14 protein-coding genes and 1 pseudogene are annotated in these 13,941 nt (G+C 35.5%); 1 reads left to right on the top strand and 14 read right to left on the bottom strand.

Translation table 11 applies throughout. The features are described from left to right. The first annotated feature begins 114 nt into the window (after positions 1-114). Positions 115-1,029, top strand: a complete 915-nt coding sequence (locus RHABOEDO_RS09040) for an O-methyltransferase (protein ID WP_215216480.1) — start codon at positions 115-117, stop codon at positions 1,027-1,029. On the opposite strand, the gene RHABOEDO_RS09035 is transcribed toward RHABOEDO_RS09040, so the two are convergent. The 14 genes and pseudogenes from RHABOEDO_RS09035 to RHABOEDO_RS08970 all read right to left on the bottom strand — a co-directional run bounded on the left by RHABOEDO_RS09035 (position 1,016) and on the right by RHABOEDO_RS08970 (position 13,706). Next, positions 1,016-1,615 (bottom strand): hypothetical protein, encoded by a 600-nt coding sequence (locus tag RHABOEDO_RS09035; RefSeq protein WP_215216481.1) that lies wholly within the window; start codon positions 1,613-1,615, stop codon positions 1,016-1,018. The two genes, RHABOEDO_RS09040 and RHABOEDO_RS09035, sit on opposite strands and share 14 nt — an antisense overlap. Before the next feature lie 146 nt (positions 1,616-1,761). Beyond that, positions 1,762-2,349, bottom strand: a complete 588-nt coding sequence (locus RHABOEDO_RS09030) for a hypothetical protein (protein ID WP_215216482.1) — start codon at positions 2,347-2,349, stop codon at positions 1,762-1,764. Between the two features lie 136 nt (positions 2,350-2,485). Further along, a complete protein-coding gene (locus RHABOEDO_RS09025) occupies positions 2,486-2,644 on the bottom strand; it encodes a DUF4277 domain-containing protein (RefSeq protein ID WP_215216483.1) in 159 nt (52 codons plus the stop codon). A gap of 92 nt (positions 2,645-2,736) precedes the next feature. Further along, on the bottom strand, positions 2,737-3,954 hold the full coding sequence (locus RHABOEDO_RS09020; RefSeq protein ID WP_220017566.1) for a hypothetical protein: 1,218 nt from the start codon (positions 3,952-3,954) through the stop codon (positions 2,737-2,739). Positions 3,955-4,199: 245 nt separating this feature from the next. After that, a pseudogene (locus tag RHABOEDO_RS09015) lies at positions 4,200-4,842 on the bottom strand (IS5 family transposase). Positions 4,843-4,920: 78 nt separating this feature from the next. Continuing rightward, complete coding sequence (locus RHABOEDO_RS09010) at positions 4,921-5,643, bottom strand: hypothetical protein (RefSeq protein ID WP_215216885.1); 723 nt, start codon at positions 5,641-5,643, stop codon at positions 4,921-4,923. A gap of 139 nt (positions 5,644-5,782) precedes the next feature. Next, positions 5,783-6,862 carry a hypothetical protein gene (locus RHABOEDO_RS09005; protein ID WP_215216884.1) on the bottom strand — a complete coding sequence of 360 codons (1,080 nt, stop codon included), beginning with the start codon at positions 6,860-6,862 and terminating at the stop codon, positions 5,783-5,785. Positions 6,863-6,889: 27 nt separating this feature from the next. Then, the gene (locus RHABOEDO_RS09000; protein ID WP_215216883.1) at positions 6,890-8,461 is read right to left on the bottom strand and encodes a serine/threonine protein kinase; all 1,572 of its coding nucleotides are present in this window, start codon (positions 8,459-8,461) and stop codon (positions 6,890-6,892) included. 11 nt (positions 8,462-8,472) lie between these two features. Continuing rightward, positions 8,473-9,603, bottom strand: a complete 1,131-nt coding sequence (gene sctQ, locus RHABOEDO_RS08995) for a type III secretion system cytoplasmic ring protein SctQ (RefSeq protein WP_215216882.1) — start codon at positions 9,601-9,603, stop codon at positions 8,473-8,475. Next, positions 9,600-10,199 carry a hypothetical protein gene (locus RHABOEDO_RS08990; RefSeq protein WP_215216881.1) on the bottom strand — a complete coding sequence of 200 codons (600 nt, stop codon included), beginning with the start codon at positions 10,197-10,199 and terminating at the stop codon, positions 9,600-9,602. Before RHABOEDO_RS08990 ends, sctQ begins: the two co-directional genes overlap by 4 nt. Then, on the bottom strand, positions 10,200-11,138 hold the full coding sequence (locus RHABOEDO_RS08985) for a hypothetical protein (protein ID WP_215216880.1): 939 nt from the start codon (positions 11,136-11,138) through the stop codon (positions 10,200-10,202). It abuts the gene before it with no gap. Positions 11,139-11,193: 55 nt separating this feature from the next. After that, a complete protein-coding gene (locus RHABOEDO_RS08980) occupies positions 11,194-11,715 on the bottom strand; it encodes a flagellar FliJ family protein (RefSeq protein ID WP_215216879.1) in 522 nt (173 codons plus the stop codon). A gap of 2 nt (positions 11,716-11,717) precedes the next feature. Continuing rightward, complete coding sequence (gene sctN, locus RHABOEDO_RS08975; RefSeq protein WP_215216878.1) at positions 11,718-13,034, bottom strand: type III secretion system ATPase SctN; 1,317 nt, start codon at positions 13,032-13,034, stop codon at positions 11,718-11,720. A gap of 6 nt (positions 13,035-13,040) precedes the next feature. Further along, positions 13,041-13,706 carry a hypothetical protein gene (locus tag RHABOEDO_RS08970; protein WP_215216877.1) on the bottom strand — a complete coding sequence of 222 codons (666 nt, stop codon included), beginning with the start codon at positions 13,704-13,706 and terminating at the stop codon, positions 13,041-13,043. Positions 13,707-13,941: the final 235 nt, after the last annotated feature.

Genomic DNA, 13,941 nt, shown 5'->3' with positions numbered 1-13,941 from the left:
TTTTACAAGGAGCTATACAAAAGATAAAATAGCTTGTAACGAATCCTAAAATACTGTTTGGTTTATTGTAAACGGCTGTTTAAGCAATAAGCCTTAATAAACTAGGAATTACTTATGATTTTTTGCAAAATGCGCTATGATCACGATGAAAACGGCAAAGAAATTTTATTAAAAGAAGATACATTTCAGGTAATGATGGAATGGGAAAAACCTTATATGCAAACCTGCATCGATGAATTACAACCTTTTGGTGATGTCTTAGAAATAGGTTTTGGACTGGGATACTCCGCTACTCACATTCAATCCTATAAACCTAAATCTCATACGATCATTGAATATCATCCCTTAATCGCGCAAAAAGCGCGCGATTTCGCAAAAAAATACCCCCATGTCACAATTATCGAAGATACTTGGCAAAATGCTCTTAAAGATTTAGGGGTATTCGATTGTATTTTTTTTGACGATTACCCTTTAGAGAGCCAGCAGTATTTAGAAAACATAGAAAAAGAAAGTCAAGAGTCCTCCCACATTGTAAAACAAGCAGAATTGCTCATTAAAGAAATTAATCAGCAATTCCCCAATTTATCTACACAAAAGTACTCCGACCAAGATTTAGATGATTTTGTAAAAACAGTTGCATCAGAGCCAGAAGATCAACTGGTTATTTTTCTACAACAACTCTATAACAATAAACAAATCACTAAGCAACAATTTGAGAGACTCACAAAAAACCACAACATACATTTGAACGAGCCTTCTGAAAAACAACCCTTTAGCTTTCAAGGGCCCTCCGATCGTTTATTTTCTTTTCTTCAGCCCTGTTTGTCTTCTCATATGCGCAATGGGTCCCGGTTCTCCTGTTTTTTAAGCGATCCTAATTCAAAGCTGATAGATCCTCGCTTTTCTGAAATCATTGCTCATCCCTATCTTGATTACCAAGAAAAACAGATATCGATCAAAGTGCCTGATAACTGCAAATATTATAAAGGGGATAAGGCTCTTGTTATAGTCATTATTAAGAGGCTTTAGATTCTTGGAGTCCTTCTTTTTTTATTTGCTCAAGGACCTGTTCTTTACAAGACTGTAAAAGATTGTCATAGTTTTCTCTTGTTTGGCTCAATTCCTCTTGTAATTGTTGTATTTTCTCAGACTTACTGTTTATAATCATTTGTTTTTCAGTTGGGTATGTCTTATCAAATTCAATATCCATTTCTTCCATTATATTCTCTATTATAAGATTTTTTTGAATTTTATCAGCTAAATGTTGAGGATATTTCTTCAAGATATTAGCTAAAGAAAGAGGAATATCTGCTATAAAAAACAAGGCAAGACCAAAATGTCTTGATGCTTGTTTAGCAACTTTGTGGTGTATTGGGATTATATCAAATGCAGCAGATGGAATGGAATAAATAGCCATTGCAGTACTAAAGATTAATTTAATAGATCCCAAACCTGCATGTATAAGCAAGTCCTGCACTCTTCCCACAATTTTTGCAAACACAAAAGCTGTGCGTACAACCAGATTTGAATGGTTTGAGAGTTGTTGTTGGAAATAGTTTCCAGCATTAATATAGTTATCACAAGATAAGGGCTTGCATTTATTTATAAAGCTCATACTAACCTCGCAGATTGTCCTAGATAGATCAAGTTCTGTTTATGACAGAAAAATAAATTCAATTTATAGTAAAGAAAAACTAAAAAAATTATTAAATCTTTTTCATTAAAAAGCCCTAGCTTTAACTACAAAAGCTTCTTCTTTTTCTATTGAAAACTATCAAATAAATGGTTTTCATGTGGTAGTTTGGTCTCAAGAAGATTTATATACTCTTGAGAGAGTTTCTTATTCTTATTTTTTAATTGCTTGTTTTCTTGTTTTAATTGTATATTTTGTCGTTCATTTAAGATCCCGACATCTGTATTTTTATCATCTATAATTTGATCGTACGTAAGTATACTAGGAGATACTTTAAGTTTTTCTTGGATTCTCTCACAAAAAAGTTTAGGATATATCTTCAAAATATTGGCCAAAGAGAGGGGAATATCTGCCACAAAAAACAAAACAAAACCAAAATGTCGCCATGCTTGTCTAGCAATTTTGTGGTGTATTGGGATTGAATCAAATGCAGCAGCTGGAATGGAATAAATAGCCATTGCAGTACTAGCGATTAATTTAATAGATCCCAAACCTGCATGTATAAGCACGTCCCGCCCTCTTCCCACAATTTTTGCAAACACAAAAGCTGTACGTACAACCAGATTTGAATGGTTTGAGAGCTGTTTTTGGAAATAGTTCCCAGCATTAATGTAGTTATCACAAGATAAGGGATTGTAGCCACCTATAAATTTCATTAATGACCTCGTAGTATCTTATTAATTAAAAGTATGATTATCTTATTAGACGTATTGACGTTTTCTCGAAATCTTTAACTTTTTGCTGTAGATGAGGGTTCCTACATTCCCACCGCCCTAGAGCACTTTTTTGGAATTAGCCCATAGATTTGAATTGCCGTTTCTCCAAACAAGCACCTGATGGCAGACGATTGTCAATCCTTTCAGCAATTTTTAAGTCCTGACAAATGGCAGCCACTAAGCCATGATGATCCATTACTGTCGTTTGAATTTCTCCTTCTGAAACCTCTACCATACCGCACCTCTTTGTTCAAAAAAGACATAATAGCACAAAAAAGCTTAGCTAATTCCAAAAAAGTGCCCTAGGGGGTAGGAATGTAGGAGGGTTCATTTTAAGCTGTCCTTATCTTTTTTCTTATGCAAGACAGAGTTCATCTTAGCTTTATTGAATTTGGTTACTATTTCAGGTGTTATTTCTTGAGTAAGTCGCTCGGCATGACGAGTCGCTATGTTTTTAGCCTTTTTTTTCTTACCATTTTTTAGGCACTCTACATATTTCCGAACATATGGTATAAAATAAAATTCTGGGTTTATTCCTTTTTTTATTACTTGAGAAATCTTATGAAGGTAATCATTAAAAAGAATATCTTTTATTTCTTTAGTTTCTTCTTCTGAGAATTCAGGCGAAAAAGTACAAACTTTATAAAATATTTCGATGTTTTTTTCGGCAAAGACTAGTGCTTGTTCTTCAGCAGTTTCAGGTGTATTTTCTAAGCAGCGTTGATATTCTGAAAAAAAAAGCTTAGTAAAATATTTAGCATGTAGATCTGCTTGTTCTTCAGCTTTTTTCTTTGATTGTATTTTTGACTGTCTTGCGAATTTTTTGGAGTAGGCATTAACATAAGTTTTAGCATAAAGCAATGCTTGTTCTTTAGCTTCTTTTTCTGAACGGTCTTTTGAAAAAATTGGATACATGATAGAATATATTCTAATACAGCCTTTAGCATATGCTATTGCCTTTTGCTGTATTTTTTTTTGGCTTTCATTGTTTTTTACGTATTCTGCATATAACATACCGAATAACTTAGGATGGTTTTCGGAAGAGATTTTTGCCATTTCTTCAGCGACTTTTGGAGGGTGTTTAACGGAGTATTTTGCTTTTTCTGTAGAGAGGATATCTTGAAATTCTTCTTTGTTAACAACCTCTTTTTTGAGTGTAAGTAGACGCTTAGAGAGAAGGTTTTCTATCTTTTCCATTTTATCTTTAGGATATCTATTTATAATGTTTGTAAGAGAAATAAACATATCTGCAAAGTAGTGCCCAGCAAAGACTAAATGAACAAAGCCTTCTTTGCCTATGTCATAGTTTGGAGTAGATCCAAACCATCTTGCTGGAATAGAATAAGGGATCTTTGTGGCGCAGAGGGCTAATTTTCCTAACCCTATAATTATATGAATAGCAATATCATAAATACGAGCAATATCTTTTATAACAATACCCACGACAAGACGAGATAATATATTAGGAGAAGAGCTCTTTGAGCAAAAGTTTTGAAAATGATTTCCCAGGTTTCGATTAGAGTCAACAGGATTAGATACGCTCATAAAAATTCCCCTCTGTTTAAATAGTCTTTTGCCTGTACAAGATATAAGATTCAATGCCAGAGCTTTATTATTTTAAGCTAAACAAGAAAAAAATGCGTTTAATATTAAAACTCTTTTTTAATTAGTATTTTTATGTTTATATAATAAATGTGCTTTATAATAATAACATTATTACTAACATGTATTTATTGTAAAACATAATGTATGATTTTTATTAAATAATAATAGACCTCTTTCAAAACCCATTAACATAGCTCCAGATTATAAATGCCCGCAATTAGATTGAACCGAAAACCAAACCTTTTTCGTCTATTTCTATAACGATCAGCTAAAATTTTGAATCGCTTAAGCAGACCAATAGCATTTTCATTAATTACACGTTCTTTGGAAAGGAATTGATTATTTTTTTTGTCTTGTTTTGTTAAAGGATTTTTCTTGCTTCTTCTTTTAGGCATTTGGGTTTTAGCATGAAGCTTTTTAAGTCCTAGATACCCTCCATCTGTTAGAAGGTTTATTTCGGAATGAAACTTGATTTTAGAATCCTTAAATATCCTAAAATCATGTCTTCTACCTTTGGAAAAAAAGGTACAAATAATCTTTTTTGTGTCCTTGCTCATTACAAGCTGCGTCTTTAAGGTGTGCCTTTTCTTCTTCCCTGAGTAAAAATGTTTTTGTTTTTTTAGGGCGCTCTATGGGTGTTTCTGTGGCATCTATTAAAATAACATCATATTCCATATCGCTTTTTAATAGCTCTTTACGTCCAGGCAGTGCAAATAGGGGATGTTTTATCAGGGTGTATTCTACCCATTGATCAAATGTGCTACGTTTTACTCCGGTTAATCTTCGGAATTTCTCGTTGTCTAAACTTTTTGCTTTTTCAAATTTCATCATGCCCTTACGTATTTTTAAGGGCATTATTTTATACAAGGGCTTTTTTATTTCCTAGTTTTGAAAGAGCTCTAATATCTAATACTCTGAAGGTATCGAATTTGTAGAATGGCGCAAGGTTTTTGGGTACTTTGAAAGATAATTAGTAGCCAATATTTTGCTTTTTTCTGGATCCGTTCCACATTCTAATAGTCCTTGATATAAGGGGTTTTCCTGTTGTGATTGAAAGGACTCTTCTTCAAAAGATATATCCGAATCTGTATCTGTCTTTTGTACTGTAAAAGTTGATTCATCTAAATCTGCTTCAGATTCAGAACAAGGTGCTGTTTGTGACTCTTCTAATTGTGTTTTATGTACTTCTTCTTTGTTAGCATTGTTTATTTTAGGTGATAAAAACCTAGAGAAACAGTTTTCTACCCTTTCTATTAAATCTTTAGGATAATTACCTATAATATTAGTTAGAGAAATAAATATATCAGCTAAGTAGAACGTAGCAAAACCTAAATGAGAGAGGCCTTCTTTGCCTATTGCATAGTTTGGAATAGATCCCCATAGCCTTGCTGGAATAGAACAGAGCAGCTTTGTTAAACAGATAGTTAATTTTGCCAAACCTACAATGATATGGATAGCAATATCAGAAATACGGGTAATATCTTTTATAATAACACCTACAATAAGACGAGAAAATATATTAGGTAAGGGATTCTTTGAGCAAAAAGTTTGACATCGATTCCCAAGGCTTTGATTAAAACCGATAGGGTCTGAAATGAGAAAAGATGTCATTGATTGAACTATATTCATAAAATTTCCCTTTTTAATATACATTCAAATTAAGAGGTTAAATATATAAACATTTTTGCAAGCTAGAGTAGCTTTTTCAAAAAAACCCAGTTATGCAATTCTTAATTTGAAATCAAACTAGTATAAAAGATCACTTGCTCTAGGACTTAGTTGTTAAAGTTTTTTTTGGAGGTTTTTTTATGCTTTTAGCATATTCCTTACGACGAGTAAAAGCACTTTTTGTAAGGGGACTGTTAGTAGAAAAGGCGTTTTTCTTCTTCTTTGGAGACGTTACTTTTTTTGTTTCAAGAATTACTGATTCGTTTTTAAATGGACCATCTTCTTCCTCTTTTCCTGTATCATTTTTATCCTTACTTAGCTCATCTTCAAGCCAAAAAAGTTCGGGGTTTTTGGGTTTTTTCTGGATTAAGGAATCAGTATCATCATCGCTTTCAATCCCACTAGTTAGCTTGTATAGATCAGTACATTGTTTCTTATTATCAATAATATAGGAAGTAGTAATAGTTGTAGGTTCTTCTTGTATAGATTTTTTTTTATGTGTCGCGGTATCTACAGCAATTTTCTTTGCTTCTTGAGATATCTTTTCCAACTCTTCTTCAGGAATAAAGTCATTATCGCGTAGGTCTTTTAGTTCTTGTTGAGTCTTTTTAAGAAGTTTTTCTTGTTCTTTTGCTTTCCTTTGCTCTTCTTGAAGAGCTAGTTCTTTCTCTTCTGCTTCTGCTTGCTTTTTCTTAAGAGCTTTTTCTATTTCTGGATCAGCAATATATTTAATAGGAATTTCTTTATTCGAAACTTCTAAAAAATTTATGAAAACGTTTTTTATTTTATCAATTAAATGTTGAGGATATGTCTTATTGATATTGGTAATAGATACAAAGAAGTCTACAGTATAGACAAATGCAAAACCTATATGAACAACTGCTTGTTTGCTAGATGTTTGATGGTCTGTTTCTAAGCCAAGAATTCCAGAGGCAATTTCGCATATGCCCTTTACTGTGCCTGTTGTGAGTTTACATCCTCCTGCAAGCAAGTGAATAGCAATATCGTGAATAAGCATGGCTTCTTTGGCTAACGTTATGGTAAAGCGAGTAGGTAGATTAGCGGCTAAGCAGTATTTTTGATAATCGGGAGTAATAGCAAAATATTGATTGAATTTTAAAGGGTCTGATTTAAAAAAATTTTGAGATAACTCTAAAATAGATGTAATGAATACACTCATAGATCTTTCCTTTTTAAAAAGTTTTTTTTAAGAAATTCTTTGTATGCAAATTAATGCTTTAGAAACAGCATTGGATGCTATGGGATCATGCACAATCGATCGAAGAACGGTTTCTGCTTGTCTTTGTGCAGAAAAGAGTAAATGTTCTTTAATCTCTTCAAAAAACATTTTTTCAAAGTTGGCTAATTCTGTATTTTTATCAGAGACATCAAAGGTGTGTAAAATAAGGGTATCGCCAATATCCCAATTATCGATGGTCTCAGAGAATTCTAACTGGGGATTTGTTCCCAATACGGGGTTTTTAGCTACAATGGTTCGTGGATGAAAACTCTCTTGAGAAATGTGGATCAAACTGTCGTATCCACAAGAGATGCAGCTTAGCTTATCTTGTAGAGGATCGAGAACAAGCGCGTTAAAAATAATTGGGCAGGCTTGTTTACAAAGCAGTTGGTTTAAGCTAGAGGTTAGTTCATCAATTTTACTTAAGTTTAATTGGTGTGTATACATATGAATCATCCCCTGTAAGCTACTCATGCAAATGGTTGTTTCCATTGTTGTTGTAGTAGAAGAGGCGAGTAATATGCAAAGACAATTGTTAGGAAGACGAATAAAATCGTAATAAAGACCAAATTGAACCCCATGCCATTTGGCTAAACCAATATCTGCATGAGACCAGGAAGGAGGGACCTTAGGCAATGTTAGCTGAAATGCTGAGTATAGGGCTTCATAGACTTCCTTGACTTGATCTGGGCCCGCATACTCTTTTTCTAATTCTTTAGATTGTAAATAGAAAGAGACATCATGAATGAACTCTTCAGTGGTTTGGTAGCGTTCACTAACCGAGATAGCTAGAGCTTTTACGAGGATATGCCTTAATCCTTTAGGAATAGAGGTAAGATTAATAGCGCCATAACTGAGTTTTCCAGAAATGAGTTCATATAAGATGATGCCTAAAGAATACACATCGGAGGCAAAACTTAAATGAGAGGGGTTCTCTTTTTGTTCAGGGCTCATGTAATTCGGTGTACCGATAAAATAAGAGGGTAGTGCGAATTGATCTTGCTCATCTTGTAATTGCGCGATTCCAAAATCAATAAGTTTTACTTCACCGCCTTCTGTAATTAAAATATTTTCCGGCTTTACATCTCTGTGAATAATCCGAAGGGAGTGTAAATGTTGAAGAGCATAGGCTACTTGTAAAGAGATATCTAAAACTCTGCGTATAGATAAAGAATGCTGTACGATAAATTGTCTAAGCGAAACGCCGTTGATTAGCTCCATAGCAATGTAAAGCCCTTTTTCCCAGCTTCCTTCCCCGTAGAGTTTTACAATATTGGGGTGATTAGACACAGAGATTGCTTTAGCTTCTCTTAAGAAATGCTCAACAGCTTCAGGATGATTAATATGGTTAGGGGATAAGACCTTAATAGCTAAAGGTTTTTTGGTTTTAGGATCTAAACCTAAATAGAGAAGGCTCATTCCTCCTTTATTCAAAAGACTCTCTATTTTATAAGGGCCGATTTTTTCAGGCAGAGGGATATCTTCTTTTCCTACCAGATCAGGGAGCGTATTTTGTTTGTAGAAAGAATACTCTACCATATTTGAAAATATTACTCTCCCATCTGCAGAATTTTAACTCCAAGTACATCGCCGAGTTGAATAAGCTCTCCTTTGGCCACAGCTTTCCCATTTAAGGTTAATTTTACTCCTTGTTCAGGTCTTGCCGCTAATTCGATTACATTGCCGGGTTTAAGCTGTGTGAGTTTTTTTAGGTTCATCCGCATTCTTGCTATTTCTACATGAATAGTCAAGAGAGCATCGGGTACGGGGATTAATGGCTCTTCTAGTTCTTGTGTTGTCTCTTCTTCTTGATTTATATTTTCTTCTTCAAAATCTTCATCCATGGATTCCTCCTGATAGGCATAGTCGATAATTTTGCAATTAGTTGGCTTACAAATTACAATAAATAGAGGGGTTTGTTCTAAAAAAAGAGTTGCTGTTCCTTTTGCTGTATGAGGAGAGTAAGAGCAAACATCCAAGATCAAAAAATCGCCGACCGCGATTTTTTCCCATTGCGATAATGTAAGTTGTGTGTAGCCGATTTGAGCAGATACGGCTAAGTCTATATCTTTTGTAAGGTTGCTCTCATACATCGAAAAAGCTGTATTTGCAAAATGGGTTTTAAAAGTCTGATGAAAACTGACAGGACATACGATTCTTCCCCATATTACTTTTTTAGGGTGATGAATCCCGATATCCATACAAATACAATTTTCTTTGGGAAGAATAGTGGTTAGAGAACCCATTTTCAAAGACAGATCGGAAAAAGGCTTTAAAGGATCAAGGGCTTTTAGGATTTCTAGTAGTAGAAATCTATAAAAACCTTCTTGAAAAGAAGCAGAGTTCATCGCTTTTTGGTTCTGATTTTCTGTGAGGGCAAGTGAGATTAAAAAGGTGATATCCTCTTGTGCCATGACCCAAAAGCATTGCCCTACAAGGGGACTTAATTGCATACTTGTTACGATCGGATGATTGCCCAATCCTAATAGTACTTTTTCCTCTGGAAGTAGTTGAGTATCTCCCTCCACAAGACTTAATTCAGGGGTTTGTAAAAGAGAAGCTATTTCTTGTATACATTGATCCCAAGGAATATTAGGAGGGTTTCCCCATAAAGGAACTTCCTGCATCTCTTGCAAGGTATGGTGGATCTGATGAATCCAGTGCATTGGCATTGTGCTCATTGACTATCCTCATCATCTTGTTTTTGATGAGCAGTTGTTTCATAGGATTGCAGTTCTGGAATAATGTTATTAATAGAAAAACCAAAGGACTCTTGACGAAATCGATTAAGTAACTGAGGTACGTGAGAAGCGATTAAGGATAAGGCAGTGCTAGAGGTAGGAGCTAGCTCAATATTAAAAATCTTAGGCGCTGTTGAGTATTCTTTTATGGTAATGCGCATTCCAGAGAAAAGGGTATTTGTGTCCAGAATAAAAGTGGTTTCCTTATCTTGCGAATGATTCATAAGAATGCAAGCTGAGCCCAGTTTTTCCCAAAGTTCTTCTATTTCTATGGGAAAATGAGATGTTACAGGCGCATTGGTACTCAATTCAACCTCAGAGATTTTTGTCGATAAAATGGTAGATAAATCAGGTTTTTTTTCAGGAGAAAGTAAGAGGTTAGGTGCCCAAATGGGATTTTCTGGAAGATTCGCATCTTCGTTTTTTAAAAGTTTTTTCTGTTTTTCACCTAAAAGTTTGCTGAAAGAATCCTTAGGTGTTTGTTTCCCTCTCTCTTGTTTTTTTAAAGAGTCGGGTAATTTTGACGATATGGTCATTTAAGAATCTCCTTGCGTTGGTTGTTGATCGCCCCCAAAGGATTCTTTGCGTTTAAAAAGAGGGCCCTCTTCTATGTTTGTTTCCAAACGATGAATGCGAAAAGCATAATTACCGCTTGCAAAGTTTGCGAGTAAATTAGACATATTTCCTTGAAATAAGGCTACTGCTTCTGGATTAGCAGATAGCTGAACGTTAAAGGCTTTGGGAGCCGTACCATACTCGGTAATTGTAATACGAGCTCCATAAAAAACAGAAGAAGCAAATTCTTCTCCTGAAAGAGTAAGCTCTGTTTCTGTTGTTCCAGAAAGCTCCATAATCGTCATCACACCTGCCATTCTGTCAAACAATTGACTTATTTGATAAGAGGTAAAAGCAGATCCCGTTGGCAATACAGAAGGTTGATAGCTAGGTTGATGGGGTTGTATATTTGCTAAAGGTTCAAAAGAAGCAGGGACCTCTTCTTTTTTTTTCCCCTTAGGTTTTGCAATTGGAGAGATGTGTTTTGAAGGAGAAGCTTTAGGTGGTGGGGCTTCTGGCTTAGGATTTGCTAAAATAACCTCTTTTTTTTTAATGCTTTTTTCCTCTATTTGCTTTTCTTCTACCTTTTTTTCAACAGAGGTTTCCTCTATAGACTTCTTTTGTATTTCTTTTTCAGAGGATAAAGCTACTTTTTTATGAGATGCTCCTACATTTTTTTTTGTTCGGAAAGAACTTTTTCCAGTACTAGAACTCTTAAAAATGGAATCGCGAGTGGGTGTTTTAGCTGTTTGCTCTTCTTCATCTGGTGAATAGCGCTGTCTATTGCTTCCTGAAGAGGTTTCTTCTTTTTTTCTGTAATCAAATTTTTCTCTGAATTGATTAGATCCTAGACGATGCTTATCTTTTTTAGGATCATTAGCAGGATTAAGAGGGTTAGGAATTTTGCCAACTTCACTCATAGAAACCTCTCTTTTATCATCTCATACTTGATTTTTATCTAGGTTGTCCAGCATTTTAGCGAGACTTCTTTTTCTTATGCTTTTGACGAGAAGCGGCTGTTTTTTTACGCTCATGACCAGCAGAGCCTATTTCATCCATTTCAACGCCTTCTTTTTGTTCTTCAATAAGGTGCATTTCGCGCCCCCACTCTTTGTGATGTAAGCGCATTTTTTCTACATCTTGTTGGCATTCTATAAGCTCTTTGCGCGCTTTATCCACTTCTTCTTCAGCGAGTGTTACTTTTTTTTTTTGTTCTACGACAGTTTGCTGTTTAACAGCTAGCTTTTCATCAACGAGTCTTAAATATTGCTTCATCTGCTCTACTTTATGAGGAACTGCTCCTTCATCCATATGATCGCGTAATTGCTGAAGCTTATCAATACGATGTTCTTTTACCACATCTCGTTCTTTTTCTTTTTTGGTCAAACTTGTTTGTTCTTGTTCAAGAATGCGTTTTTTATCTCGCAAATTAACTTCTGCTGTTTCGAGATTTTTTTGTTTAATCTCAGCTAATTGTTTAAGGGGATAACTTGGCATATCTATCTAAAAAGCATTTTGAGTTGTTGCAGAGTTTCTTCGAAACTACACGCTTCATCAACTGCTTGGCGTAAAAAACGATTTACCTTATCGATGTATTTAATAGCAAAATCAGCTCCTTTATCGGAGCCTGGCTTATACTCTCCAATGCGGATGAGCAGTTCATTTTTTTTGTAATTAGCTAACACTTCACGAACTTTGCCAATGAGCTGCAAGTGCTCTTTATCGACAATGTGTGAAATAATTCGACTAACCGAATCAAGAACATCAATGGCTGGGTAGTGATATTGACGTGCAAGTTCTCTAGAGAGAATAATATGCCCATCGAGAATAGAGCGCACTTCGTCAGAGACAGGTTCATTTAAATCGTCTCCTGCTACTAGAATAGTATAAAAAGCTGTAATGGAGCCTTTGTCAGAATTGCCCGAGCGTTCTAATAAGCGGGGGAGTGTTGCAAAAACAGAAGGAGTAAAACCAGCTCTTGCTGGAGGCTCTCCTGCTGCAAGGCCTACTTCTCTTAAAGCTCTTGCAAAACGAGTTACTGAATCCATCATCAGGATCACTTTTTTCCCTTGATCCCGAAAATACTCTGCAATCGCTGTTCCCATATAGGCTGCATTGATGCGCAATTGCGCTGCTTGGTTGGATGTAGAAACCACAACAACCGATCTTTTCATTCCTTCTGCGCCTAAATCGTTTTCTAAAAATTCGCGTACCTCTCTTCCTCTTTCTCCAATTAGGCAAATAACGTTGATATCAGCTCTCGCATTGCGGGCAATCATACCCAAAAGGGTGGATTTTCCTCCCCCTGCAGCAGCAAAGATTCCCATTCTTTGTCCTTCTCCACAAGTAAGTAGACCGTCAATACAACGAATACCCAAAGAGATCGGTTCGGTAATAACTTTTCGTTTGAGAGGATCAGGAGGGGGATTGATTACCGAATAGCTTTCTGTTAAGTGAAGAGGGCCTTTTTGTTCGAGATCTAAAGGATTGCCTAAACCATCAACTACACGTCCGAGAAGCTCTTCTCCTACTTTAATATGCAAAGACATTCGCAAAGGGATCACCTCTGAGGAAGAGCCTATTCCATGCATCTCTCCAAGAGGAGATAAGTAGACCTCTTCTCGAGTAAAACCCACAACCTCTGCCATTAAAGGGGCTTCTTCTCGTTTAATAAGAACAACTTCGCCCATTTTTACCTGGGGAACGATTGCTTTAATCAGCATCCCCACGACTTCAGTAATTCTTCCGTGTACTGTTGTAAGTTCTAACTCATCAAGATGGGAGACTAGTTGATCAAAATCAGGCGTTGGTTTCATATGTCCTTATAGCTGTACTTGCATCAGCGTTTTAAACCCAGAAACAGCATTTGAAAGCAATACAGAGGTAAAATCTAATTCCTGTTGAGCTTTATTTAATTTTACCTGAATCAGTAAAAAATCAGCAGGAGAGAGACTATCTCCTTTTGCTTTAAGCGATTGCAGTTGCTTTTGAGCAGATACTAGTTGTTGTTGGCCGTCGGCCAGATAATTCATAAATCTGCCCAATGGACCTTGAAATTTAGTAGAAGGAGTTTCTTTTTCTGGTTTTTCCTCATTTGCCCCTAATTTAGCATTTACCGCACGTAAATTAGCGGTTGTATTATTCAACTTGTTTTTTAAGAGATATTTATCGGAAGAGCGCAATTTAAGTTTTGGTGTATTTAGTTGATTGGAGATATCTCCTAAGGTGCTCTGTGCATGTTTAACTTGAGCTAGCAAATTATCTGTCGTAGCAGCTTGTGTGATAGGGGAATGTCCTGATTCCATCAAATCAAAAGGAGAAATCATCGGAGTTTTTCCGTTATTGGCAAGAGGAGACTCACCTGTTTTCATAAGAGAAGAAAAGGGCTGCCCTGTAGGAAGGGTTTTATTATCCTCTCCGATTTTAACAGTTGGTGAAACGCGCTCTGCATTGCTTAAGTCTTTAGTAGGAAAGTCTTGGTCTGCCATAATCTGATCCGTATTGTTTAACTTTTTCAAACTTCGGCATAGGTATACCGCGTATCTTAACAAATAGCACAATTAGAGGTTTTTCGTCATGAAACTTTCATCTACTAACTTAAGTATAAGGAATAAAATATGGATCTTACAAAAAAAGATTTATTATTAAATAATATTATATATGGGAAATCTCAACAAGTGGATATCTTCTTATTTCTACTTTAAAATGCTAGGATTAAATGGC

It is taken from the genome of Candidatus Rhabdochlamydia oedothoracis (assembly GCF_019453995.1).
Classification (GTDB): Bacteria; Chlamydiota; Chlamydiia; order Chlamydiales; family Rhabdochlamydiaceae; genus Rhabdochlamydia; species Rhabdochlamydia oedothoracis.
The sequence above is the reverse complement of the archived record's forward strand: the minus strand, read 5'-3'. Positions and strand labels throughout refer to the sequence as shown.